The organism is Methylorubrum sp. POS3, from assembly GCF_043352485.1.
Classification (GTDB): Bacteria; Pseudomonadota; Alphaproteobacteria; order Rhizobiales; family Beijerinckiaceae; genus Methylobacterium; species Methylobacterium suomiense.
This window is the reverse complement of the sequence record NZ_JAPRBT010000001.1, coordinates 417,589-440,643: the sequence shown is the minus strand read 5'-3', so window position 1 is coordinate 440,643 and position 23,055 is coordinate 417,589. Positions and strand designations below refer to the sequence as shown.

Genomic DNA, 23,055 nt, shown 5'->3' with positions numbered 1-23,055 from the left:
CCCGGCCCAAGGCCGTCCGGTCAGGCCAGCATATAGGCCAGGAGCGAGCGCAACTGCGCCGGCTTGATCGGCTTGTGGACGAGTTCCGCCCCGTGCGAACGCGCGTGCCGCTCGATGTCGGTGCTGTGGTCGGCCGTGGTGAGGATGACCGGGGTGACCCATCCCCTGTTGCGACGCAGATAATCCACCACGTCGAAGCCGCAGGCGCCGTGATCGAGATGATAGTCGATCACCATCACGTCCGGCCGACCGAGCCCCTCCCCCAGGGCCGTCACGACACCGGCGAGGTCGGCGAAGGTGCGCACCTCCGCATCCCAATTGCGCAAGAGACGCTGCAACGCCTCCGCCGTCGAGGCATCGTTCTCGACCACCATCACCCGCGCGCCGGTCAGCGTGGTGGCCAGGGGCGCGAGCCGCACCTGGGCGTCCGGGCGCTGACTCGCGATCGGCAAGTCCAGACTCATCCGCGTGCCGTGGCCGGTGCGGGAATGCAGGGCGATGTCGTGTCCCAGCGTCGAGGCCATGCGCTGGACGATCGACAGGCCGAGCCCGAGACCGACCCCGCCATCCTCACCCTCGCGGCCACCGCGATAGAACTCCTCGAAGACGAGCGCGCGCTCGTGCTCCGCGATACCGCGACCGGTATCGACCACATCGATACGGCAGGTTTTCCCCGCCTCACCGCCGCGGCGCCGGGCGGCGATCAGGATGCCGCCGCGCTCGGTGTAGCGGATGGCGTTCGAGACGAGGTTCTGCAGGATGCGCTGCATCAGCAATCCGTCGGTCTCCACTGCGAGGTCGTCGCAGCGGGTCACGAGCCGCAACTCCTTGCGCTCGGCGAAGGGCCGGAAGCTCGCCTCGATGCCGGCGACGAGATCGATGAGTCGCACCGGCTTGATGACCGGGCGCACGACGCCGGCATCGAGCTTGGAGATATCGATCAGCGCCTTGATCAGATCCTCGATCGTCTCGAGGCCGCGCTCGACTTGGCGCGCGATGGTCTGGGCTTCGGGCCCCTTGGCGAGATCCGTCAGCGCCGAGAGGGAGAGCCGGGCCGCGTTGAGCGGCTGCAGCAGATCGTGGCTCGCCGCCGCGAGGAAGCGGGTCTTGGAGCGGTTCGCGGTCTCGGCCTCTTCCTTCGCCGCCTGGAGCGCCTCGTTGGAGCGCTCCAAGCTGTGCATCAGCGCCGTCAATTCCTCGGTGCGGGACCGGACGCGTCCCTCCAGCATGATCGCGGTCTGGAACAGCGAATAGGCGCCGCCCTGCTGGTCCATGGTCCGCTCGACATGGGCCATGAGCGACGCGTTGATGCGCTCGAGCTTCGCGACGCGGCGGCTCAGGGATTCGACGGTGTCCGGTTCGGAGGGTGCTTCCATCCAGAGGGTCGGTCGGTTCATGGCCGCTTCTCTTGGCCGGGTTCTCTTGGCCAGGTTTTCTTGGCCAATTTTCTGGCCGGATGTCCGGGATCGGGCTGTCTCAGCCTTGCCCTATGGCCCCTGAGCCCGGCCGATCGCAATACCGGTAAAAGTCTGATTGAGATGCATCGAGCGGTATTGCTCGCCATATGTCTCGAACCCGACGACACCGTAACGGCGGTAGAGATCGGCGATGCGGTGGCGGACCTGCCGGCTCTCCGCGTCGAGGCGGCGGAAGACGCAGTCGAACCCGATCACGAGGTCGAGCCCGCCCAGGGCCTCGTCGAGACCGGCGAGTTCGGCCCGAGTCGCCTCGACGATGTCGCGGGGCTGGGCCAGCGTCATCACCACGCCTTCGCCGATGGCGCAGAAGAAGGTCAGCGAGCCGTCCGGTTCCACCCGGCTGATCGAGCGGCAGTAATACTCGCCGCCGATCTTCACCGCGAGCGGATAGGCCGCGAAGCTCATCGCCGTCAGGCTCTCCGGATCGAGCCCCACCGCCATGGCGTATTCCCGCGCCGCAGGCTCCGCGTTCAGTTCGAGCACCCGCCGATCCTCCTCACGGGCGGCGGTGACCACGAAGCGGCGGCTGGTCGGCTCGAAATTGTCGCTCTTGAAGATGCGGATCGGAAAATCCGTCTCGACGAGGAGGATGATCGCCGCGTCGCGATGGACCCGGCCCTCGTGGATCAGCACGGTGGAACTGAAGGCGAGATCGTCCCCCGCCGAGCCGCCGATCAGCGGAATGCCGTCGAGGGCCCAGGCAACCGCCGAAACGACCGTCTCCTCGGCATTGGCGAGGGCATCGATCAGCGAGATCGCGAAACGGTGGTTCGTGCCCCCGTCCGAGCGGCCCTGATCGAGCGTGCGGCGCAGGCCGCGCACGGTCGAGGCGGCGCCTTCCACATCGAGCCGGGCGATCTGCGTCAGCACGTCGGCGACGATGCGGAATCCCCGACTCGGAAAGGCGATGGCGACGAGGCCGCGATCGATCGGCCCGGCCGGACTGATGCCGCCCGACGTCGTGCAGCCGCTCACGGCGACCCCGGGGAAATGCGCGGCGAGGGCCGCCGTCAGCTTTTCCGTATCGTAGGCCGGCGAGAAGAACACGATGATGTGACCGAGCCCGTCGTGCTCGATCGTCCCTGCCAAAGCTTCGACGGCCTCCTCGGCGCGTCCGGCATCCGTCCAGGCCGTCTGTATTCCGCACAGATGCCGACGCATCTGCGTGCCCTGCACCACCGCGCTTCTCCCTCGAACGGGTCTTGTCCGGTGTCCCGGCCGCCCTTGCTCGTCCATCGTCGACTATGTGCGCGGCGCCGGATACTCGCAATGGGGCGCAGCGGCAAAAGACGACGCAGTTGCGGACACTCGCTGTGACACGCGTTCCGGAAATCGGCGGCGGTCGTGTTACCGGATGCTCACCATAGGTTTGGAGGACATTGTGCGGCCTGTTGTGGATTAAGGCCACTTTAGGATCTTGAACGACTGATATCCGGTTGGGCAGGAGCGGCACATGGCTGACAAACCGAAGGCCAGTTGGGGGAGCGGAGAGCTCTACGATCTCCTGTGCTTGATGATGCTCGGCACCTGCATCTGGGTGATGGGCGTGCAGCTCGGTGCCTTCGTCGCCCTCGACAGGTTCATCATCGATTACGGCCTCGGCAACCTGTTCAAGCTCGGCTTCTTCATGGGCCTCGGGGCCGTTGCCGCCAACGCCTTCAAGTCCCTCCGACTGCGCAAGGCGATGCGTGAGCGCGATGCCGCCGAGACCTTGGCCGCCGAGACCGCCCGGCACGATCCGCTCACGGGCCTCGCCAATCGCCGCCTGTTCGTCGAGCGCCTGAACGAGCGCCGCGCGACCGGAGCGGGCGAGCGGCTGACGGTCCTGGTGATTGACCTCGATCGATTCAAACCCGTGAACGAACTGTACGGCTACGAGGCGGGAAACGAGATCCTGTGCACTGTCGGCGAGCGGCTGGTGCGGACGCTGCCCGCCAACGCCACCGTGGCGCGCCTCGACAGCGACGAGTTCGCCGCCCTCGTCGAAAGCCGAGCCGGAAGCGACAGTCCGGCGAAGCTCGCCCAGGCGGTGATCGAGGCCCTGTCTCTCCCGGTATGGTGGCGCGGCCACGAAATCCGGATCGGCGCCTCCGTCGGCGTCGCCGCCGCCGGACCATCGGCCGGCAATGCCGATACGGTGATCCAGGCGGCCGACCTGGCCATGGGGCAAGCCAAGCGCGATGGACGCGGCACCTATCGCGTGTTCGAGAACGCGATGGACGAGGCCCTCAAGGCCCGAGCGCGCCTGGAGGTCGATCTGCGCGTCGCGATCGCGACCGGGCAGATCGAACCGTTCTATCAACCCGTCGTCCAGTTGCCGAGCCAGACCGTCACCGGCTTCGAGGTGCTGGCCCGCTGGCACCATCCCGAACTCGGCCTGCTGATGCCGACGACCTTCATTCCCGTCGCCGAAGAGATCGGACTGATCGGAGAACTGAGCTATCTGATCCTGCGCCAAGCCTGCGTCGATGCCCGCGCATGGCCGAGCCATCTTCAGATCGCCGTCAATATCGCGCCCCAGCAATTCCAGGATCCGGAACTGACCCAGCGCATCCTGGCGATCCTCACGGAGACCAGCTTCCCGGCCCATCGTCTCGAAGTGGAGATTACCGAGACCGCGATCGTGCAGGATCTCGCCGCGACACGGGCGACCCTCAGCGCGCTTCAAGCGCTCGGCGTGCGGGTGGCCCTCGACGATTTCGGGACGGGCTATTCGAGCCTCTATCACCTGCGCGAACTGCGCTTCGACAAGCTGAAGATCGATCGCTCCTACGTGAACTCCATCGCCGAAGGCGACGAACGCGCCAAACTGGTGGACGCGATCATCAAGCTCGGCTCCAGCCTCGGCCTTGTCACCACGGCGGAAGGCATCGAAACGGAAACGAGCGTCATCTGGCTCGCCAGTCAGGGCTGCGATTACGGCCAGGGCTATCTCTTTGGAAAGCCGATGCCGGGCACCGAGGTCAGGCGGCGGCTCAACGAGGGACTGCTCGATACCGGGGAGAACCCGCTGGTTTCTCAGGACGCACGACAGATCGTTGTGTCGGACGCTGCCGCATAAACTCAGCAGGAACGACTGTTTCGAGCGGGCCGATCCGTGACTTGGTCCATCACGATGATGTCATTGGTTCAGGTATACCAGAAAATCCGGTAACGGAGCCGGAACCCGATAGCGCGCAACCCGTTTGTGCACCGCCTCTCAAAGGGGGCGTGTGATACGAAAGGGTGGTTCGACCGGTGACCGCGGGCGTCGACAGACACGAGTTGAGGCAGATCATTGCCGGATTGAGCGAGGGCGTCATCCTCGTCGAACCGGACCAGACGATCGCCTACGCCAACGCGGCGGCCCTCGCCATGCACGGCGCCGAGAGTCTCGATGAGCTCGGGCCGACCGTGGGCGCTTATCGCGAGCGTTTCGCACTCCGCTACCGCAACAAGCGCGCGCTCGAGCATTACCCGATCGAACGCGTCGTTGAAGGCGAATCCTTCCACGATGTGGTGGTCGAAGTGCGCCGCACCGACCGTCCGGACACCGAGTTCGTTCATTCGCTGCGGAGCCTCGTGGCGACCGACCACGACGGGTCGCCGAGTTGCCTCGCGCTGATCCTCAAGGATGTGTCCGAGCAATTCGAGGCGGAGGAGCGTTTCGAGAAGACCTTCAACGCGAACCCGGCACCCGCCGTCATCACGCGCCTGTCGGACCTGCGCCACGTCAAGGTCAATGCCGGCTTCCTGGAGATGACCGGCCATACCCGCGATGCTGTCCTGGGTCGCAGCGTCTACGAGATCGATCTTCTGGCGAATGCCCGCAACCGCGATCTGGCCGTCGCGCGGCTGAACGAGGGCGGCACCATCCCGCAGATGGAGGCATGCCTCGACCTCCCGGATGGCGGCAGCCGCTTCGTCATCGTCGCTGGCCAACCCATCGCGATGGGCGACGAGCCCTGCATGCTCTTCACCTTCGCCGACCTCGAGCTGCGCCGGAAAGCCGAGACGGCTCTGCGCCAGAGCGAGGAGCGCTTTGCCAAGGCCTTCCGCCTGACGCCGGTGCCGACGCTGCTGGTACGAGACGAGAATCATCAGGTCACCAGCATCAACGAGGCCTTCACGCGCGTCTTCGGGCACGGTGAGGACGGTGTGGTCGGACGCAGCTTGGCCGAGGCGAACCTCTGGGTCAGCGACAGTCAGCGCATCGCCTTCGAGAGTTCTCTCGCCCGCATCGGCTACGTCCTCGGGGTCGAGGTCTGCCTGCGCCACGAGCAGGGAGCGAACCTCGATTGTCTGATCTCCGCCGAGCGCGTCAGCATCAACGACACCGATTTCGTCCTCCTCGTCCTGCAGGACATCACCGAGCGCAAGCACACCGAGCGTGAGCTGTTCGATGCCATCGAAGCGGTGATGGCCGACACCTCGTGGTTCAGCCGAGGCTTGATCGAGAAGCTGGCAAATCTCCGCCGACCCGGCCGCGAGGGCGGCGACGAGTCGGTGCCGAACCTGACCGTGCGCGAGCGGCAGATCCTCAACCTGATCTGCTCCGGGCTCGACGACGACGGCATCGCGCGAAAGCTCGGGCTCTCGCGCAACACCGTGCGCAACCACGGCGCCGCGCTCTACCGCAAGCTCGGTGTCCACCGTCGCACGGAGGCCGTGGTCTGGGGCCGCGAGAACGGCTTTCCGATCTCATCTACCAGTATCTAGTACCGAATAACTGGTATTTTCGTACCATTGAAAGATCCGACAGAAGCCACATCTGCAGACCGGGCGAAGACCTTCCATGGATTTCTGAGCCTCATGTCCAAAGCTTCGAAAAGTACTTCCCGCGAGCACCTCAAGGGCTCGGTGAAGGAGGCCATCGGCAAGCTGACCGGCGACAGCCGGATCGAGGCCGAAGGCCAACGTCAGAAGCGCATGGCACCCCCGCCCGGGGCGGCCAAGCCACGCGCCGACTGAGCGAAACGGCGCCTCGCGGCGTCGCGCAACCACCCCAGAAACGAGAGGAGATTCACATGGTCGATACCGACAGGATCACGGGCGCGGCCCGAGAGATCGGTGGCAAGGTACAGGGTGCCTTCGGCGACCTGACCGGCTCGAAGAGCGACGCGGCCGAGGGCCGCCTGCGCGAGGCGCAAGGGACCGCCGAGAACCTCTACGGTCAGGCTCGGGACGTGGTCCGGGACGTCGCGGACGACGCCTACGATTACGCCGAGGACGCCTACGAGCGCGGCGGTCACACCCTGCGCCGCGGCACCCGCGAGGTCAGCCATCAGGTCGCCGAATACCCGCTGGCCTCTCTGCTGATCGCCGGTTTCGTCGGGTTCGGTATCGGACTCCTCGTTAACGCGGCCCGCGACTGAGCCGCCCTTCTCCCTCCTTCAACGACCTTTTACCCGGAGTAACAGTGTGACCATCATCCAGCCCGCAACCGCGCCCCTCGCGGCGGACGCGCATGCCGATACCCGTGCGGTCCTTCTCAATACCGTGTCCTGGGGCGCCATCTTCGCGGGCGCCGTCACGGCCCTCGTGACCCAGATCGTGGTCAACCTGATCGGCGTCGGCGCGGGCCTCGCCTCGGTCGGCATCAACGCGACCGACAACCCGACCGCATCGACCGTCTCGCTCGGGGCTGGATTGTGGTTCGTCGGTTCCGGCATCGTCGCTTCGCTGGCCGGTGGTCTCATCGCCGGTCGCCTCTCGGGCAAGCCCCTACCGGGCGCGGCGGCCCTGCACGGGCTCGTTTCCTGGGCCGTGACGACGCTCGTCGTACTCTATCTCCTGACCTCGGCCGCGACCGGCCTCCTCGGCGGCGCTCTCGGCACCGTATCCGGGGCCCTGGGCGGGGCGGGCAACCTCGTCGGCGGCACGGTGCAGACCGCCGCGCAGGCGGCGGCACCGTCGCTGGCCAAGATCACCAACCCGCTCGACGGCATCGAGCAGACCGTGCGCGAACAATCCGCCGGCCAGGATCCCCAGGCCGCGCGCGATGCGGCGGTCGCTGCGGTTCGCGCGGTCCTCTCCGGCGATCCGTCACAGAAGGAGCAGGCCAAGAACCGCGCTGCCGACGCTCTCGCCAAGGCGCAGAACATCTCGCCCGATCAGGCTCGCCAGCAGATCCAGGACTACGAGAAGCAGTACGACCAAGCGGTCGCAACGGCCAAGAAGAAGGCCCAGGACGCTGCCGTCGCGACGAAGTCGGCCGCCACGCAGGGCGCCTTCTACGCCGCCCTGGCGCTCGTGCTCGGAGCCATCGCCGCCTTCCTCGGCGGTCGCCTCGGCGCCCCCAAGCCCGCCACCCTGGTCGGCGCCTACGACGCGCGCCGCCTCTGATCACCCTCTGACGTCACCGGCCCCCGCCTCGCGGGGTGGGGGCCTTCACGACCCACCCGCACGACCCACACGAAGGAGACCACGATGAGCAGCACCACCGACAAGCTGAAGGGCCTCGCCAACGAGACCGTCGGCAACATCAAGCAGGGCATCGGCAACGCCACCGGCAACGACAAGCTCGTGGCCGAAGGCAAGGCGCAGGAACTCAAGGGCGAAGCCCAGAAGACGACCGGCGAAGTCAAGGACGGCGTGAAGAACGTCGCCGACAAGATCACCGGCCGCTGATCGGTCCCACGGGTCGGCGGGGCCGTGGCCCCGCCGCTCTTTCCCCATCACGACACGGAGTCAGACATGAACCGTGACCAGTTCCGCGGCGCGTCCCGCCATCTCAAGGGTCGTGCCCAGACGACGCTCGGCGGCCTCACCGGAGACCCGGCCCGCCAAGTGCGCGGGGCCGTGAACCAGATCGCCGGCGGCGCGCAGTTCGCCTATGGACGCGCCCGCGACCGGGCAGACGATCTCGCCGATGACGGTCGCCATGCCGCCACCGTGATGCGCGAGCGCGCGGACGCCCTAATGCGCGATGGGCGTCGCTTCGCCCGCGAGGCCGGACGCCACGGCGACCGCTACGGGCGACGGGCGCTGCGCATCGCCGATTCCAACCGTGCCGGCACGCTGATCGGACTCGCCGCCCTCGCCTTTTCGGCCGGTTGGCTCGCACGCCGGACCCGCTGACCGCAATGATCGCCGCACGAGCTCGCCACTGGTTGCGGACGTCCTCCCCCGAAGGCCGCGAGGCCCGAAACACGTCAAGGAGAGCGCGATGAGCAAGGGATACCCGTCGATGACTGCCCTGTTGGGGCTGCTGGCGGTCGCCGGCTATCAGAATCGGGACAAGATCGCCGAATGGCTCGGCAGTCAGACCAAAGGCGCGCCGCACGCGCCCGACCTGGATCGCGCGCCGACGACGGTGCCCTCCGCCGCGACGGTTTCCGACCGCCCCTCGAGCCTGGACGGGTTGCTCGGCGGTTTGGGCTCCGGCGGTGTCGGCGGCCTCATTGCCGGTGGCCTGAGCGAACTCGTCGACCACTTCACCCGCGGCGGCCATGGCGAGACGGCGAAGTCCTGGATCGATCACGGCGACAACCGGGCCATGGATGAGTCCCAATTGGAGCGCGCCATCGGCTCCGAGACGCTGGACCACCTCACCCAGCAGACGGGCCTCAGCCGCGCCGCCCTCCTCGCGCGCCTGTCACGGGAATTGCCCTCGGCGATCGACCGCTACTCGCCCGACGGACGCCTGCCGGTCTGAGGTGACCCCGACTCCACGCGGCGACGGAACGCAATCTCGAAGCATCGTTCTCTGTCGGAGAAGGCTTGTCCAAAGCCTCCGAAGCGAAGCATCCGGCCCTTCGCTTCGGACGATACGATACAGCCGACTTTCCGATCCCGCAGAAACTTGGCCAGCCGAGGATGCCCCCCCGGAAGGCCACAGTCGAAGCGATGATCGCCGATCGAACGTTTACCCCCGCAACAGATGAAGGCTGAAACCACCCTGGGGATCGAGCCACAGGCGTTCCGGCGTCCAGCCGCTGCTTCTGGCGAGCGCCTGGAATGCGTCAGGAGCGTATTTGTGGGACGTATCCGTGCGGATGCTCTCATCTGCCTGGAAGAAAATATCCCGCCCGCCGAGCCGGTAGGTCGCAGCTTCGCGCGCGACGAGATGCGCCTCGACCCGGAAGGGGTCCTCCACCACCCTCGCCTCGTGGACGAAATTGGCCAGGTCGAAATCGGACCCAAGTTCGCGATTCATGCGGGTCAGCATGTTGAGATGGAGAGCGGGCATCAGCCCGCCGCACGCGCCGTAAGCCCGCCTCAACCGGTCCGGATCGCGGGTCGGATCGGCCCCGACCAGGAGCCGGCTGGTGCCGAGGGTGTCTCGGGTGCGGCGTAGGAAAGCACCGGCCTCGTCGGGTGAGAAATTGCCGATGCTGGTTCCGGCGAAGAAGCCGAGCACGTTGTCACCGACCAAGCCCGCGGGCAGGTGGATCGGCTTCGAATAATCCGCACTGACCGGCGTCATCGTCACGGCAGGATAGTCGGGCGCGAGCCGGCCAAGCGCGGCATCAAGATAGGAACCGCAAATGTCCAAGGCGATGTAGGCCTGCGGTGCATCGAGGGCGTCCAGAAGGATGCGGATCTTGCGGCTCGCGCCGGCGCCGAACTCGACGACGCTTACATCCTGCCCGACCATGCCGGCCAGTTCGGCGCAGGCTAAAGGGAAGAGCGTCATCTCGCGCTCTGTGGGATAATAGTCCGGATGTGCGCAGATCCGGTCGAACACATCCGAGCCGGTCTCGTCCCAAAGATATTTTCCGGGCAGTGTTTTGGAACCGTGAGACAGCCCGGCCAGGGCGTCGTGCAGGAATGCAGCCCTCTCGGCCTCTTCCATCTCAAGCACTCCGGGTCGCTGTGAGGACGCAGAGCGCGATGCGCTCGACTTTCGCGTAGACCGGCTCGGCGAGTTCCTCGCCATAGGCATCCGGATCGTACTCACGGTAGGTCCAGTCGAGACCGCTCCGGTCGCTCAAGGCGATGGCGGCCTCGCGGAAGCCGTCATGTCCGTCGACGATGGCCGAGCCCGTGAACAGAACGAGGCTTCCGTTCGGGTTGAGCCGTTCGGTGGCCGCCTCGACCACCCGCAGCGGCAGGCCGGCGCCGAGCGTTCCGCCACCGTCGCGGTAGGCCCGGCCACCGGCATCGATCATGAAGGGCGGATTCGAGATGATCAGGTCGAAGCCGCCTTCGACATCCTGCAGCATGTCGCTCAGAGCGGGACGGATATTGCTCACATCCGCGAGCCGGGCGTTCACCTGCGCGAGGTCCAGCGCAGCCGGGTTGATGTCGACCAGAACCATTTCGGCCTCGGGCAGACGCTTGGCGACGAGGATGCCGGCGGCCCCCGAGCCGCAGCCGAGATCGACCCCGCGTCGCGGCGCCGGCAGCCCCGCCCGCGCGCGATCATCGAGATGCGCCTGAACCGCGCCGACATAGCGCACGGTGTCGGGCCCGAAGAAGACGGCGTCGGCGGCGAGCGGCGGATAGGCCGCGTGCAGGAACAGCGCGTCATCGAGGCTGGAGAGGCGAAGCCCGGCCCGCATGAGACCGGTGTTGCGGTCGCGTAGAAGAATGCCCGCCTGCTCCATGAGATTCAGCAGATCCGACGGCACCAGCCCGGTCTCGAAGGGCCGGCTCCAGCCGAACACGTCGCGCAGCGAGCGGGCGCGGGCATTTTCCGGGCGCGCATTGACATGGCCGTGGGAGGCCGGCGTCACGGTCGTGAAGCGATAGCCCGTCTCGCGCAGCGCCTGCGCGAGTGCGAAGAGTGCATCGCGACGCGCGTCGTCCGTTCTTTGAAGATCGACAACCGGGCTGACAGCTTCCCGCATTGTCAGCCTTCCATCTGGTCGATGAGGAAGGCGCCCGAGCGCAGATCGGCGGCGATCTGTTGCGCATCGTATGCCGGGCTGCCTGTCCTGCGGCTGTAGGGACAGACCCAATCCTCCGGCACCGCCCGGCCGCTGAACTGGCGTGCCGCGGAGCGCTCGCCATGCTGGGCCAGCATCGGGTTGGGCGAACCCGCCCAGGCGACGTCGCGCTCGACGATCGAGTCGCGCAGCCGCTCGTAGCGGCCTTCCTCGCGCAGCCGCGCGAACTGGTCGTGCAGGTTGAACACGAGGACCGGGGCCTCGAAGCGCCGGGCCCGTCGGCTGGCCCGCGGATGCAGGCCGACGATGAAGAAGCCTTCTCCCCCAAGGCTCATCGAGAAATGCGGATCGTCCGGATCGGCAGCGACGCGCGGGTCGTGGCTGTGGCCGAGACCGCTGTCACGATCCGACAGCGATTGCATGCGCGCCCACAGGGCCGCCTCGAACGCTTCCTCGGACAGCGGCCCGGATGTCTCGAAGACGACGGCGAAGCTCTGAAACAGTTCGGGCCGGCTTCGGTACCGGCTGATGAAGGCGAGGATCGCCGGGTAGATCCGCCCGTCATCCCGGTCCGACGCGATGTCGTGCGCGACCATCACCTTAAGACGCCCGCGGGACAGGGCAGATTTGGCACCGACACAGGGGAACGGTTGTTGCCGAATGAAGTGCCGGAATCGTTCGGCGAGCGGATGGCCGGCATCGTCGGTAGGCAGCAGCATGACACCTCGTGCGTGCAGGCGAGCCGACGCGGGCAAGCGTCGACAGCGGGCCGGCTGGCCCGGCCACGGTGGGATGGTGGGGAAGTCCTCCGACATGGTCGTGCGCCCGGCGTACGGCTCGGGTCGGAGTGCGGTGGGAACCGCACGATTCCGTGAATGTTCCTGGCAGGCTCGAACGCCCGCTCGACCGTCCACAGGGTGCTGCGTGCCGTCGCCCGACCTCTGGACAGGTCAACCGCGCGCCGCTTGTTGCGCGGCGGCATCCGGTGTAGGAGACGCGTTCATCACGCACATCGTCCGTTCTGCCCGAGGAAGGAGCCGCCTCGCATGGCTCGCGTTACCGTCGAAGACTGCATCGAGAAGGTCGAGAACCGGTTCGAACTGGTCCTGCTCGCCAGCCACCGCGCCCGCCTGCTGGCTGCCGGCGCGCCGCTGACGATCGAGCGCGACCGCGACAAGAACCCGGTCGTGGCCCTGCGCGAGATCGGCGACGAGACGATCACTGCCGAGGATCTCAAGGAGCAGCTGATCCACTCGATGCAGAAATACGTCGAGGTGGACGAGCCCGAGGCCGAGACCGTGCCGCTGCTCTCCTCGTCGCCGGCCGCCGCCGCCGTGGCGCCGCAATCCTCGTCGGACGACAAGGATGTCCAGTTCGACCGCATGAGCGAGGATGACCTGCTCCGCGGCCTGGAGAACCTCGCTCCGCCGACCGAGACGGACGACGAAGCCGAGTAAGTCCGACCCTGTTTTCCCGAGAGGTTCGCGCCCGCCCTCGTTTCTCGAGCGGCGGGCGTCGTCGTTTTCGACGCATGCGCCGCAAGCGGGTTCGGGACGACGAAACTGCAACGTCTGCGACGCCTTGCATCTGGCGCAAAGGCGCTTGATGCGGGAAGCTGAGCGCAGGACGTCGCGGCCATCCCGGTCGGATTGTGCGATCTGCGTGTTAGGAATCCCCGGCGGATGATGCGCCAATACGAGCTCGTGGAACGGGTCAAGCGCTACAACCCGACCACGAACGAGGCGCTTCTCAACCGCGCCTATGTCTACGCCATGCGAGCGCACGGCACGCAGAAGCGTGCCTCCGGCGACCCCTTCTTCGCCCATCCCCTCGAAGTCGCGGCGATTCTCACCGATCTGCATCTCGACGATGCGACCATCGTTGCGGCGGTTCTGCACGACACGGTGGAAGACACCGCGGCGACCCTCGACGAGATCCGTGGCATCTTCGGCGACGAGATCGGCGCGCTGGTCGACGGCCTGACCAAGCTCAAGCGGCTCGACCTCGTGTCGAAGCGCGCGGTCCAGGGCGAGAATTTCCGCAAGCTGCTTCTGGCGGTGGCCGAGGACGTGCGGGTGCTGCTGGTCAAGCTTGCCGACCGCACCCACAATATGCGCACCCTCCACTTCATGCCTCCGGAGAAGCGCACCCGGATCGCCGAGGAAACCCTCGACATCTATGCCCCCCTGGCCGGGCGCATGGGCATCCAGGAGATGCGCGACGAGCTGGAGGACCTGTCCTTCCGCGTGCTCAAGCCCGAAGTCTTCGCCACCATCACCAAGCGGCTGGAAGACCTCTCGGCCAAATCCAGCAACGTCATCGAGAGCATCGAGCACGATCTGACCGCGCGGCTCGCCGCCCAAGGGCTCACGGCCCAGGTGAAGGGGCGGCTCAAGCGCCCCTATTCGATCTGGTCCAAGATGGAGCGCAAGTCGGTCGCCTTCGAGCAATTGTCCGACATCGTCGGTTTCCGCGTCATCGTCGGCACCTTGGCGGAGTGCTACGCGGCGCTCGGCGTGGTCCATACCAGCTGGCCGATGGTTCCCGGTCGCTACAAAGACTATATCTCGACGCCCAAGCAGAACGACTATCGATCGATCCACACGACGGTGATCGGCCCGAAGCAGCGCCGCGTCGAGCTTCAGATTCGCACCGCGGCGATGGACGAGATCGCCGAATACGGCATCGCCGCCCACGCGCTTTATAAAGAGGGTGCCGCCGCCGGCGAGGGCGAAGTGCATCCCCGGCTTGCGACAGAGAGCGGCGCCTATCAATGGCTGCGCCGAACCATCGAGTTGCTGGCCGAAGGGGATTCGCCGGAAGAATTCCTCGAGCATACCAAGCTCGAACTGTTTCAGGATCAGGTGTTCTGCTTCACCCCGAAGGGTCGGCTGATCGCCCTGCCCCGGGGGGCGACGCCGATCGACTTCGCCTACGCGGTGCACACCGATATCGGCAACTCGGCGGTGGGCGCGAAGATCAACGGTCGGCTCGCGCCGCTCCTGCACGAACTCGCCAACGGCGACGAGGTCGAGATCGCCTGCTCCGACGGCGCCGCCCCGCCTGCAGCCTGGGAATCACTCGTCGTCACCGGCAAAGCGCGGGCCGCGATCCGGCGGGCGACCCGTGCCGCCGTGCGCCGCCAATATGCGGGACTCGGTCGGCAGATCCTCGACCGCGCCTTCGAGCGCGCAGGTAAGAGCTTTTCCGACGAGAAGCTGCGGGGCGCCCTGCCCCGATTGGCCCGCGCCTCGACCGAGGACGTGTTCGCCGCTGTCGGGCGCGGTGAGATGTTCTCCGGCGACGTGGTCAAAGCGGTCTATCCCGACTTCAAGGATGAGCGTCGCTCCAGCAGCGCGGCGGCGAATGGCGGGGCCGGACGTCTCACCCGCTCCGGGGATCAGACGATGCGCCTGACCTTCTCCGGGGACGGCAGCGGACCGGGCGCGATCCCGATCCGGGGGTTGGCCGGCGATCTGCCGGTGAGCTTCGCCCCCAATGGCGGTGCCTTGCCGGGGGACCGCATCGTCGGGATCCTGACGCCGGGCGTCGGCGTGACGATCTATCCGATCCAATCGGCGGCGCTCGCGGCCTTCGACAACGAACCCGAGCGCTGGCTCGATGTCCGCTGGGACGTGGAGGATTCGAACGAGCGCTTCCCCGCCCGCATCGCTCTCGAATCGATGAACGAGCCCGGCACGCTCGCGCAGATCGCGCAGGTCATTGCCGAGCATGACGGCAATATCGACAACGTCTCGATGAAGCGCCGCACCCAGGACTTCACCGACATCGCCATCGATCTCTCGGTGCCGGACCTCAAACACCTCACCGCCATCGTCGCTGACTTGCGCGGCAAGCGCTCGGTCAGCCGCGTGGAGCGGATCAACGGTTAGGGCGCCGGCTGATAACTGTAGAAAGGCCGCTCCGCCAGCGACGGATCGCGCACCAGCGGACTTTCCAGCAATGCCGCCGCTGAGTTGTATCTGAAGTCGAGAGCGCTGAAAGCTTACACGGGAAGCTCTCATCATCCTGCCGGTGGGAAGACCGCGAGGTCGAACGAAGCGGCAGTCGCGGTGAGATACGCGATCATGGAGACGACCCGGTGGCGCGATCGGCTCGGAGGCCCCTGCCGCCCCCCTACTTGCGGAAAGTCTGGCTGGACGCGGGGCCAACTCATGATCCCTCCGTCTATCCTTACTGTCTTCCCCTGTTCAGCAGCGGCACGTTCGAAATCGCGTTCGATCGTCCGATCACGATCATTGCCGGGGAGAACGGCGTCGGCAAATCGACGCTCCTGGAGGGGATCGCGGTTCTCGCAGGGTTCGATGAGAGCGGTGGCGGCCCCGGCTATCGCGCCGTCGACAATGCGCGTGCGAAGGAAATGGGAGGCGGAAGCCTTGCCCGTTCTCTGAGGGCGAGCTGGTTACCTAAGGTTGGTCGAGGCTGGTTCTTTCGCGCCGAGAGTTTCTTCGCCGTCGCACGCTATCTCGACGAGGCGGTGAGTCCGTCCGCCGACTTCCTGTCCCATTCCCACGGGGAAGGCTTCATCCGCTTCTTCGAAGAGCGCTGCACGAAGCCCGGCCTCTTCCTGTTCGACGAGCCGGAATCGGCGCTGTCGCCGAAACGCCAGTTCGACTTCCTGAAGCTGCTCGATCGGATGGAGGTCGGTCGGCAGAGCCAGGTGCTGATCGTGACGCATTCCCCGATCATCATGGGGTATCCGAACGCGCATCTGCTGCGGATGAGCCGATACGGATTGGAGCCGGTCGCGTTGCAGGATACCGATCATTTCCGGATCATGCGTGAATTCGTGAGCGATCCGCACGGCATGATCAAAGCCATGATCGAAGAGTGATCCGCGCGGTGAGACGGGATCACGAACCGTCCGCGAAGCAAGATCTTGTCGTGCTCCACCGCGCTCTTCACCCTCCGCCAGCCAGCCGAAGCAACCCTCGTATCGCGTCGGGCCTTGAGGCTCGCGGCAGAACCGCCCTTTTGACCCTAGCGGAGTGCACACCGGTCGAGCGTGGGCCGCTTGCACCCTGCCCGCGCCGCTGCGACAAGCGCCGGCGCATGGGATTGAAGGCAGGTTGCGATGAACGCGGATGATGTTCTCGAAGAATTTCGCTCGGCAGGCGCGCTGTTGCAGGGGCATTTCATCCTGAGTTCGGGCCTGCGCTCGCCGGTCTTTCTTCAGAAGATGACGATCTTCTCCGATCCGGTGCGGACCGAGCGGCTGTGCCGCGCTTTGGCGGAGGCGATCACCGCACGGTTCGGGCGGATCGATATCGTCGTTTCGCCCGCCATCGGCGGCATCGTCCCCGGTTACGAGACCGCCCGCCATCTCGGGGCCAAGGCTATCTTCGTCGAACGCGATCCCGGCGGTCCCTTCACCCTGCGACGCGGGTTCACGATTCCCTCCGGCACCCGTGCCGTGATTGTCGAGGATATCGTGACGACCGGTCTGTCGGCGCGGGAATGCTTGGCATCCCTGAAGGACGAGGCCGGAGAGGTGGTGGGGGCCGCCTGCCTGATCGATCGCTCGGGCGGCCGTGGCGAAATCGGATTGCCGTTGGTGTCGCTCGCCGCCCTCGATATTCCGACTTACCCGGCGGACGCCTTGCCGCCCGAACTCGCCGCCATTCCGGCCATCAAGCCGGGTAGTCGTGCAATGCTCAAGCCCTGATAAGCGGGATTGGCCGCGATCAACCTCAGGTCGCTCAAATCATCCAGCGACATTAACTGCGTGATCGCGGCCAGGAATACGCAACCAGGGGTCGGGACATTTTCTGCCCAACTGGGCGCGATGCCGCCGCTACGAAACGTTTACCTTTCGCTCATCTTGACAGCCTGTCAGCGCTCGGTCAGACGAACCCTGTGAGTGTCGTCTTAGAAGAACCAGCTAGATAATATGCTCCTCAAATAGGCAACGCCTGCATCCCTCAATCGAAAGATGTGGGACATTTTGCTAACCTGTTCGATGAAAATATGCTCGTCTATGTCACAAGATAGTCATTTCACCACGAACTCATTTTCGTGATTTTTCAGACAACGCAAACACATGGATAGAACGATGAGCGATCGGCAACGTACTGCCATTTTCATAGATGGAGCAAATCTCTACGCGACCACCAAGGCGCTCGGCTTCGACATCGATTACAAGCGGCTTCTCAAGGATTTCCAGAGCCGCGACAATCTCATTCGCGCTTTCTACTATACTGCCATGATCGAGGATCAGGAGTATTCCTCAATCCGCCCGTTGATCGATTGGCTCGACTATAACGGGTATCGGGTGGTCACCAAACCCGTCAAGGAGTTTACGGACTCGTCGGGCCGCCGCAAGATCAAGGGCAACATGGACATCGAGCTCGCCATCGACGCGCTCGAACTCGCCCCGCATCTCGATCAGATGGTGCTGTTCTCCGGAGACGGCGATTTCCGTTCGCTCGTCGAGGCCGTCCAGCGCAAGGGCGTCCGGGTCTCCGTGGTCTCGACCATCCAGACCCAGCCCCCGATGATCGCCGACGACCTGCGTCGCCAAGCCGATGAATTCGTGGAACTGGCCCATCTCGCCAACCGCATCGGGCGCGATCCGAGCGAGCGCCCGGCCCGCGCACCTGGGGAAGGTCCCCGCCGCGAATTCGCCGAGCGAGCCCCGCGCTCGAATCCGGGCCTCGAGAGCCGCTACGGCATCCGTCCGCCGTCCGCGACCCCGGACGAGACCGACGCCTGAAGTCCTGGAGCGTCGATCCGCAACCGGGATCGACGCCGCAAAGGTGTGTCGGGCTGCCTTATGGGCAGCCGGGCATTCCGCAACGACAGGGCTTCCGCGGCAGGCTCCGTGCCGGCCGCGACGCCGTTGGACCGATCATAGAGCCTGGGGCGCGCCGTCTAGCCTTCCGCCCGTTCTCGCATCGTCGCGCGGAACCCATCGATGCAGACGAGTTGACCATCGCGCTCGGCCTGCCAGAAGGTCCAGCCGTTGCAGGCCGGAAGTCCCTGAACCAGCGCGCCGATCTTGTGGATCGAGCCCATGGCTGGGCCGACGGCCAATTGTCCGTCCGGACGCACCACCGCCTTGAAGCGGCGGCGCTCGTCGGTCAGCGTCTCACCGGGTCGCACGAGACCGGCCTCGACCACGCTGAGGAACGGCACACGCGGTTCGGCCCGCTTCGGCGTCGCCAGGGCCAGCGACGCTGCCGACAGCGGTTCGACCGAAGCGATCCGGGCACGGGCCGCCGCCGCGTAGGTGGGGTCGCGTTCGCACCCGATGAAATGGCGTCCCAGACGCTTCGCGACGGCGCCAGTGGTGCCGGTGCCGAAGAACGGGTCGAGCACCACATCGCCGGGATTGGTCGCCGCCATGAGCGTCCGGGCGATCAGCGCCTCGGGCTTCTGGGTCGGATGGACCTTGCGGCCCTGCCCGTCCTTCAGACGCTCCTCGCCGGTGCAGAGCGGCAGGAACCAATCGGAGCGCATCTGAAGGTCTTCGTTGCCGGCCTTCAGGGCATCGTAATGGAAGGTGTACTTGGCCTGAGGCGAGCGGGACGCCCAGATCAGGGTTTCGTGGGCGTTGGTGAATCGCTTTCCACGGAAATTCGGCATCGGGTTGGCTTTGCGCCAGACGATGTCGTTCAGGATCCAGTAACCGAGATCCTGCAACGCGCTCCCGACCCGAAAGATATTGTGATACGACCCAATTACCCACAGGGTCGCATTCGGCTTCATCGCGCGGCGAGCGGCCGAAAGCCAAGCCCGTGTGAAGTCATCATAGGCGGAGAAGCTCGAGAACTTGTCCCAATCATCGTCGACGGCATCGACGACGCTGTGATCGGGGCGCGTGAGCCCAGCCTCGCCCAGCTGAAGATTGTAGGGCGGGTCGGCGAAGACGCAGTCGACGCTCTCGGCCGGCAGCCGCTCCATCGCGGCGATGCAATCGCCGATCAGGATGTCGTCGAGGGGAAGTTGGGGGAGACGCTGGACGGAGGGTGCGAGACCCATCCGCGGCGTCGACGCGATCCGCCCGGTACGCGAGACCTGATTCCGGGCGGTGGCGCCGACGACCGCGGTACGCGGGGAAGCCATGGCAAACACCGGTTACGCGACTGACAACCGGACCATGCGGCGATCACGGTAAAGGGCGGGTTTGCCGTTTCCGAAATCATGCGTCTCGATATGGGTCGGCAGTTTTTGCCGGGCGCAGCCATGCAAGTGCTGCAAGCCTGAACCTCCGTTCGCAGTCGATTCCTGCAGGTTCCACCAGGCTTCAGAGCCACGCCGAACCACCGCTCGAACACTATCGCGATAAGCATTGATGATTTGGCGCGCCGGATCGCTCATGAATTGGCAAATAATCAATTCTTAATCGGATCCTGCAGCTCGGAAAATCGCGTCTTTAGTCGCATGCAAGGCATTTTTGCGACGCAACATCGCTGTCTTATTTTGGCCCGGTTCGGGCTCATTTTCCGCGGCCTTCGCAATAAGTCGCAACAATAAGGGAATGCGATCCACGATGAAGGTCACCAGCTGGACCGTTGCCGCCTGCCTCGCCACCATCGTCGGCACCGCTGCGGTGCTGCCGGCCCAGGCCCAGAGCGGCCGGGCATCTTGGTATGGGAGCGGACACCGCACGGCCAACGGCGAGCGGTTCAACCCCAACGGAATGACGGCCGCCCATCGCAGCCTGCCCTTCGGCACCCGCGTCCGCGTCACCAATCGGTCCAATGGTCGCTCGGTCGTCGTGCGCATCAATGACCGTGGTCCGTTCGTTGGCGGTCGCGTCATCGATCTGGCCCGCGGCTCGGCCAAGGCCCTCGGCATCGGCGGCGTCAGCTACGTCTCGCTCTCCGTGGTGCGCTGAGCGCCGGCAGCCGGACACACCCGGCGGACGTCGTGAGCCTCACCGTCCATGGGCGCGGCACCGCAGCGGCGTGCCGTATCAAGCCTCACCGGGCAGAGCTTCGACACCCCTGCTCCCCACGCGGAGCCTCCTCGGCAACGCCGTTTCACGGCACGTGCTACGGCCGGCGTTGCCGAGGGGATGGCCCATTCCCATAATCTCTTCCGTGCCCACGAAGTGGGTGACGCGAGAGTGCAGGAAACGAGGTCGAGATGGCGAAGCCGATGGTGGTCGAGATCCCGCACGAGCTCGGCCGCGAGGAAGCCCGTCGTCGCATCGAGACCGGAACGATCAAGGCGCGCGACGCCCTGGGCAAGAGCGGCGTCGTCATCGACACCCTCAACTGGACCGGTGATCGTCTCGACTATTCCGTCACCGCGCTGGCGCAGACGGTGACCGGACAAATTGATGTCGGCCAGGACTCTGTGCGGGTCGAGGTGCGATTGCCCCTCCTCCTGTCCATGTTCGCCTCGAAGATTCAGACGATCCTCGGTCGCGAGGGCAACAACCTCCTCATCACCAAGAAGTAGCGGAACTCGCGCGGGGCGGGGCTGTTGGCCCCGTTCGCGGCCCCACGGAGCCGCACGAGCAAGGTCCGTTGCCCCATGTCGAATCCCGGCTCCATTCCGGAAGCGCCCCAACCCACGACACCCGACCCGGCGCCGCCGGTCGAGCCGCCGCAGGCACCCGAGCCCGATCCCGCACCGGAGATCCCCGGCAACACACCGGCCGAGGCACCAGGGGACACGCCGACGGAGATTCCGGTGGAAGCCCCCGGCCTCCCAGGCTCCACACCGACGGGCCCCGCCAACCCGATCGCCTGATCACCCCATCGAATCGGGTTTGTTCCGGGCTGCGGCTGCTGCCATAAGCCCGGCATGGCCGCCCCCCCCCTCCTCACCCTCCAAGACGTTGCCCTCACCTTCGGAGGGACACCGCTGATCGAGCGGGCGGAGCTGACCATCGCCCCGGGTGAGCGGGCCTGCCTCGTCGGCCGCAACGGTTCGGGCAAGTCGACGCTGATGCGCATCGCCGCCGGGCTGGCCGAGCCCGATCGCGGCGAGCGCTTTCTCCAGCCCGGCACGACGGTGCGCTATCTGGCGCAGGAGCCCGACTTCTCGGGTTTCACCTCCACCCTCGACTTCGTGCAGGCAGGTCTTGCCCCCGGCGACGACGCGCACCGGGCCCGTTATCTTCTCGAAAGCCTCGGGCTGACCGGCGACGAGGATCCGAGCCGCCTGTCCGGCGGCGAGGCGCGCCGCACCGCCCTGGCCCAGGCGCTCGCGCCGGAGCCCGACATCCTGCTTCTCGACGAGCCCACCAACCATCTCGACCTTCCGGCCATCGAGTGGCTCGAGACCGAGCTGAAGCGCACGCGTTCGGCCCTGATCCTGATCAGCCACGATCGCCGGTTCCTCACGGCCTTATCACGGGCGACGATCTGGCTCGACCGCGGCGTCACCCGCCGGATCGAGCAGGGCTTCGGCAGCTTCGAAGCGTGGCGCGACGCCTTCTTCGAGGAGGAGGAGCGAGACAAGCACAAGCTCGACCGCAAGATCGCGGCCGAGGAGGATTGGTTGCGCTACGGCGTCACCGCCCGCCGCAAGCGAAATGTCCGCCGCCTCTCCGACTTGCACGACCTGCGCAAGCAGAGCCGCGATCATCGCCGCCCGGTCGGCCAGGCGGTGATGACGGCGACGGAGGGCGAGGCCTCCGGCACGCTCATCGCCGAGGCGCGGCGGGTTTCGAAGGCGTATGGCGACAGGACGATCGTCGATGATCTGTCTCTGCGCGTGGCGCGCGGCGACCGACTCGGCATCGTCGGACCCAACGGGGCGGGCAAGACCACGCTCATCAATCTTCTGACCGGGGCGCTCGCGCCCGATTCGGGCGAGATCCGCCTCGGCACCGGCCTCAACATGGTTCATCTCGATCAGAGACGGGCCAGCCTCGATCCGAACGCCACCGTCGCCGAGGTGCTGACCGGAGGACGTGGCGACAGCGTTTCGGTCGGCGGACGCAGCCGTCACGTGATCGGCTACCTCAAGGACTTCCTGTTCGCGCCCGAGCAGGCCCGCACGCCGGTGAGCGTGCTCTCGGGCGGCGAGCGCAACCGGCTTCTGATCGCCCGGACGCTGGCGCAAGCGTCGAACCTGCTCGTGCTCGACGAACCGACCAACGATCTCGATCTCGAAACCCTCGATCTCCTCCAGGAGATGCTCGGCGATTATGCCGGCACGCTGATTCTGGTGAGCCACGATCGCGACTTCCTCGATCGGGTGGCCGGAAGCGTGTTGGTCAGCGAGGGCGAGGGATGCTGGGTCGAGTATGCCGGCGGCTACACCGACATGCTGGCCCAGCGGGGTCGCGGCGTCGAGGCGCGGGAGACGAAGGACGGGAAGGCGCGTGAGCGGGCCGAACCCAGGGAGCGTGCGCCGCGTGCCGAAGCGAAGGATACGACCAAGACCAAGCTCGGCTTCAAGGAACAGCACGAGCTGAAGACTCTGCCGGGGCGGATCGCGGAACTCGAATCAGGCATCGCCAAGCTTCGCGATGTACTGTCGGATTCCGGGCTGTACGGCCGCGATCCGGAGCGCTTCAAGAAAGCCACGGCCCTCCTCGGTGCCGCCGAGACCGAACTCGCGACGGCGGAGGAGCGATGGCTGACCTTGGAGATGCTGCGAGAGGCGCAAGGCGCGTGATGGATTCGGGGGCCGGACGTCCACCGAGACCGCAGCGCAACATGATGGCCTGCCGTTAGTCAGCAAAGTTGTCCTGTAATTACCGCGCGTTGGGGAAAAACCCCTTTGTAAGCCGACCAATACGTTGCTGGCCTGCAACAGCCCCCGGAGAAGCCGGTTTCGGA

General features: G+C 66.1%; 23 protein-coding genes. 16 read left to right on the top strand and 7 right to left on the bottom strand.

The genetic code is table 11. From position 1 onward, the window contains the following. Positions 1 to 20: 20 nt before the first annotated feature. Together OWC43_RS02130 and OWC43_RS02125 are read right to left on the bottom strand one after the other, a co-directional pair. Positions 21 to 1,397, bottom strand: a complete 1,377-nt coding sequence (locus OWC43_RS02130; protein WP_137829286.1) for a hybrid sensor histidine kinase/response regulator — start codon at positions 1,395 to 1,397, stop codon at positions 21 to 23. 90 nt (positions 1,398 to 1,487) lie between these two features. Further along, the gene (locus OWC43_RS02125; RefSeq protein ID WP_393955531.1) at positions 1,488 to 2,657 is read right to left on the bottom strand and encodes an FIST N-terminal domain-containing protein; all 1,170 of its coding nucleotides are present in this window, start codon (positions 2,655 to 2,657) and stop codon (positions 1,488 to 1,490) included. 274 nt (positions 2,658 to 2,931) lie between these two features. On the opposite strand from OWC43_RS02125, the gene OWC43_RS02120 reads away from it, so the two are divergent. The 8 genes from OWC43_RS02120 to OWC43_RS02085 all read left to right on the top strand — a co-directional run bounded on the left by OWC43_RS02120 (position 2,932) and on the right by OWC43_RS02085 (position 9,114). Further along, the gene (locus OWC43_RS02120) at positions 2,932 to 4,539 is read left to right on the top strand and encodes a putative bifunctional diguanylate cyclase/phosphodiesterase (protein ID WP_393955529.1); all 1,608 of its coding nucleotides are present in this window, start codon (positions 2,932 to 2,934) and stop codon (positions 4,537 to 4,539) included. Between the two features lie 176 nt (positions 4,540 to 4,715). Continuing rightward, the gene (locus OWC43_RS02115) at positions 4,716 to 6,176 is read left to right on the top strand and encodes a helix-turn-helix transcriptional regulator (protein WP_393955528.1); all 1,461 of its coding nucleotides are present in this window, start codon (positions 4,716 to 4,718) and stop codon (positions 6,174 to 6,176) included. A gap of 93 nt (positions 6,177 to 6,269) precedes the next feature. Then, positions 6,270 to 6,428, top strand: a complete 159-nt coding sequence (locus OWC43_RS02110; RefSeq protein WP_393955527.1) for a CsbD family protein — start codon at positions 6,270 to 6,272, stop codon at positions 6,426 to 6,428. Positions 6,429 to 6,484: 56 nt separating this feature from the next. Next, positions 6,485 to 6,832 (top strand): CsbD family protein, encoded by a 348-nt coding sequence (locus tag OWC43_RS02105; RefSeq protein WP_393955525.1) that lies wholly within the window; start codon positions 6,485 to 6,487, stop codon positions 6,830 to 6,832. 46 nt (positions 6,833 to 6,878) lie between these two features. Next, positions 6,879 to 7,802 (top strand): PhnA-like protein, encoded by a 924-nt coding sequence (locus OWC43_RS02100; protein ID WP_393955524.1) that lies wholly within the window; start codon positions 6,879 to 6,881, stop codon positions 7,800 to 7,802. Positions 7,803 to 7,886: 84 nt separating this feature from the next. Further along, positions 7,887 to 8,087 carry a CsbD family protein gene (locus OWC43_RS02095; RefSeq protein WP_137829293.1) on the top strand — a complete coding sequence of 67 codons (201 nt, stop codon included), beginning with the start codon at positions 7,887 to 7,889 and terminating at the stop codon, positions 8,085 to 8,087. A gap of 66 nt (positions 8,088 to 8,153) precedes the next feature. Next, entirely contained in the window at positions 8,154 to 8,537 is a 384-nt protein-coding gene (locus OWC43_RS02090) for a CsbD family protein (protein WP_393955522.1), read from the top strand. A gap of 88 nt (positions 8,538 to 8,625) precedes the next feature. Further along, on the top strand, positions 8,626 to 9,114 hold the full coding sequence (locus OWC43_RS02085) for a YidB family protein (RefSeq protein ID WP_393955521.1): 489 nt from the start codon (positions 8,626 to 8,628) through the stop codon (positions 9,112 to 9,114). A 210-nt stretch (positions 9,115 to 9,324) separates the two neighbouring features. On the opposite strand, the gene OWC43_RS02080 is transcribed toward OWC43_RS02085, so the two are convergent. From OWC43_RS02080 to gntA, 3 genes are read right to left on the bottom strand one after another with little or no spacing between them, the layout of a single operon-like run. Next, positions 9,325 to 10,254 carry an L-histidine N(alpha)-methyltransferase gene (locus OWC43_RS02080; RefSeq protein ID WP_393955519.1) on the bottom strand — a complete coding sequence of 310 codons (930 nt, stop codon included), beginning with the start codon at positions 10,252 to 10,254 and terminating at the stop codon, positions 9,325 to 9,327. A gap of 1 nt (position 10,255) precedes the next feature. After that, positions 10,256 to 11,251: a methyltransferase gene (locus tag OWC43_RS02075; RefSeq protein ID WP_393955518.1), complete on the bottom strand. Its 996-nt coding sequence runs from the start codon at positions 11,249 to 11,251 to the stop codon at positions 10,256 to 10,258. A 2-nt stretch (positions 11,252 to 11,253) separates the two neighbouring features. After that, positions 11,254 to 12,009: a guanitoxin biosynthesis heme-dependent pre-guanitoxin N-hydroxylase GntA gene (gene gntA, locus OWC43_RS02070; RefSeq protein ID WP_393955516.1), complete on the bottom strand. Its 756-nt coding sequence runs from the start codon at positions 12,007 to 12,009 to the stop codon at positions 11,254 to 11,256. A gap of 327 nt (positions 12,010 to 12,336) precedes the next feature. Between gntA and rpoZ the strand changes: the two genes are divergently transcribed. The 5 genes from rpoZ to OWC43_RS02045 all read left to right on the top strand — a co-directional run bounded on the left by rpoZ (position 12,337) and on the right by OWC43_RS02045 (position 18,023). Continuing rightward, a complete protein-coding gene (rpoZ, locus tag OWC43_RS02065; protein WP_091946491.1) occupies positions 12,337 to 12,747 on the top strand; it encodes a DNA-directed RNA polymerase subunit omega in 411 nt (136 codons plus the stop codon). A 225-nt stretch (positions 12,748 to 12,972) separates the two neighbouring features. Continuing rightward, complete coding sequence (locus tag OWC43_RS02060; protein ID WP_137829298.1) at positions 12,973 to 15,183, top strand: bifunctional (p)ppGpp synthetase/guanosine-3',5'-bis(diphosphate) 3'-pyrophosphohydrolase; 2,211 nt, start codon at positions 12,973 to 12,975, stop codon at positions 15,181 to 15,183. 209 nt (positions 15,184 to 15,392) lie between these two features. Continuing rightward, positions 15,393 to 16,145: an AAA family ATPase gene (locus OWC43_RS02055; protein WP_393955514.1), complete on the top strand. Its 753-nt coding sequence runs from the start codon at positions 15,393 to 15,395 to the stop codon at positions 16,143 to 16,145. Between the two features lie 240 nt (positions 16,146 to 16,385). Then, positions 16,386 to 16,976, top strand: coding sequence for an orotate phosphoribosyltransferase (gene pyrE / locus OWC43_RS02050; protein WP_137829300.1), 591 nt, complete (start codon positions 16,386 to 16,388; stop codon positions 16,974 to 16,976). A 387-nt stretch (positions 16,977 to 17,363) separates the two neighbouring features. Then, positions 17,364 to 18,023 carry an NYN domain-containing protein gene (locus OWC43_RS02045; protein WP_137829301.1) on the top strand — a complete coding sequence of 220 codons (660 nt, stop codon included), beginning with the start codon at positions 17,364 to 17,366 and terminating at the stop codon, positions 18,021 to 18,023. A gap of 158 nt (positions 18,024 to 18,181) precedes the next feature. Here the strand turns inward: OWC43_RS02045 and OWC43_RS02040 are convergent, their stop codons facing one another. Together OWC43_RS02040 and OWC43_RS02035 are read right to left on the bottom strand one after the other, a co-directional pair. Continuing rightward, positions 18,182 to 19,375 (bottom strand): site-specific DNA-methyltransferase, encoded by a 1,194-nt coding sequence (locus tag OWC43_RS02040; RefSeq protein ID WP_393955512.1) that lies wholly within the window; start codon positions 19,373 to 19,375, stop codon positions 18,182 to 18,184. Between the two features lie 12 nt (positions 19,376 to 19,387). Next, entirely contained in the window at positions 19,388 to 19,630 is a 243-nt protein-coding gene (locus OWC43_RS02035; protein ID WP_393955511.1) for a hypothetical protein, read from the bottom strand. A gap of 172 nt (positions 19,631 to 19,802) precedes the next feature. Between OWC43_RS02035 and OWC43_RS02030 the strand changes: the two genes are divergently transcribed. From OWC43_RS02030 to OWC43_RS02020, 3 genes are all read left to right on the top strand, one after another. Next, positions 19,803 to 20,150, top strand: coding sequence for a septal ring lytic transglycosylase RlpA family protein (locus tag OWC43_RS02030; protein ID WP_393955509.1), 348 nt, complete (start codon positions 19,803 to 19,805; stop codon positions 20,148 to 20,150). 251 nt (positions 20,151 to 20,401) lie between these two features. Beyond that, the gene (locus tag OWC43_RS02025) at positions 20,402 to 20,719 is read left to right on the top strand and encodes a polyhydroxyalkanoic acid system family protein (RefSeq protein WP_137829305.1); all 318 of its coding nucleotides are present in this window, start codon (positions 20,402 to 20,404) and stop codon (positions 20,717 to 20,719) included. A gap of 348 nt (positions 20,720 to 21,067) precedes the next feature. Then, entirely contained in the window at positions 21,068 to 22,891 is a 1,824-nt protein-coding gene (locus OWC43_RS02020; RefSeq protein WP_393955508.1) for an ABC-F family ATP-binding cassette domain-containing protein, read from the top strand. Positions 22,892 to 23,055 lie beyond the last annotated feature (164 nt).

Excerpts from the sequence above, each read along its gene's own strand:
- OWC43_RS02045 (WP_137829301.1), top strand. The coding sequence starts at position 17,364 with ATGAGCGATCGGCAACGTACTGCCATTTTCATAGATGGAGCAAATCTC.
- pyrE (WP_137829300.1), top strand. The coding sequence starts at position 16,386 with ATGAACGCGGATGATGTTCTCGAAGAATTTCGCTCGGCAGGCGCGCTG.
- OWC43_RS02120 (WP_393955529.1), top strand. The coding sequence starts at position 2,932 with ATGGCTGACAAACCGAAGGCCAGTTGGGGGAGCGGAGAGCTCTACGAT.
- rpoZ (WP_091946491.1), top strand. The coding sequence starts at position 12,337 with ATGGCTCGCGTTACCGTCGAAGACTGCATCGAGAAGGTCGAGAACCGG.
- OWC43_RS02085 (WP_393955521.1), top strand. The coding sequence starts at position 8,626 with ATGAGCAAGGGATACCCGTCGATGACTGCCCTGTTGGGGCTGCTGGCG.
- OWC43_RS02095 (WP_137829293.1), top strand. The coding sequence starts at position 7,887 with ATGAGCAGCACCACCGACAAGCTGAAGGGCCTCGCCAACGAGACCGTC.
- OWC43_RS02090 (WP_393955522.1), top strand. The coding sequence starts at position 8,154 with ATGAACCGTGACCAGTTCCGCGGCGCGTCCCGCCATCTCAAGGGTCGT.
- OWC43_RS02040 (WP_393955512.1), bottom strand. The coding sequence starts at position 19,375 with ATGGCTTCCCCGCGTACCGCGGTCGTCGGCGCCACCGCCCGGAATCAG.
- OWC43_RS02035 (WP_393955511.1), bottom strand. The coding sequence starts at position 19,630 with ATGAGCGATCCGGCGCGCCAAATCATCAATGCTTATCGCGATAGTGTT.
- OWC43_RS02060 (WP_137829298.1), top strand. The coding sequence starts at position 12,973 with ATGATGCGCCAATACGAGCTCGTGGAACGGGTCAAGCGCTACAACCCG.
- gntA (WP_393955516.1), bottom strand. The coding sequence starts at position 12,009 with ATGCTGCTGCCTACCGACGATGCCGGCCATCCGCTCGCCGAACGATTC.
- OWC43_RS02075 (WP_393955518.1), bottom strand. The coding sequence starts at position 11,251 with ATGCGGGAAGCTGTCAGCCCGGTTGTCGATCTTCAAAGAACGGACGAC.
- OWC43_RS02030 (WP_393955509.1), top strand. The coding sequence starts at position 19,803 with ATGAAGGTCACCAGCTGGACCGTTGCCGCCTGCCTCGCCACCATCGTC.
- OWC43_RS02110 (WP_393955527.1), top strand. The coding sequence starts at position 6,270 with ATGTCCAAAGCTTCGAAAAGTACTTCCCGCGAGCACCTCAAGGGCTCG.
- OWC43_RS02130 (WP_137829286.1), bottom strand. The coding sequence starts at position 1,397 with ATGAACCGACCGACCCTCTGGATGGAAGCACCCTCCGAACCGGACACC.
- OWC43_RS02105 (WP_393955525.1), top strand. The coding sequence starts at position 6,485 with ATGGTCGATACCGACAGGATCACGGGCGCGGCCCGAGAGATCGGTGGC.
- OWC43_RS02020 (WP_393955508.1), top strand. The coding sequence starts at position 21,068 with ATGGCCGCCCCCCCCCTCCTCACCCTCCAAGACGTTGCCCTCACCTTC.
- OWC43_RS02025 (WP_137829305.1), top strand. The coding sequence starts at position 20,402 with ATGGCGAAGCCGATGGTGGTCGAGATCCCGCACGAGCTCGGCCGCGAG.
- OWC43_RS02080 (WP_393955519.1), bottom strand. The coding sequence starts at position 10,254 with ATGGAAGAGGCCGAGAGGGCTGCATTCCTGCACGACGCCCTGGCCGGG.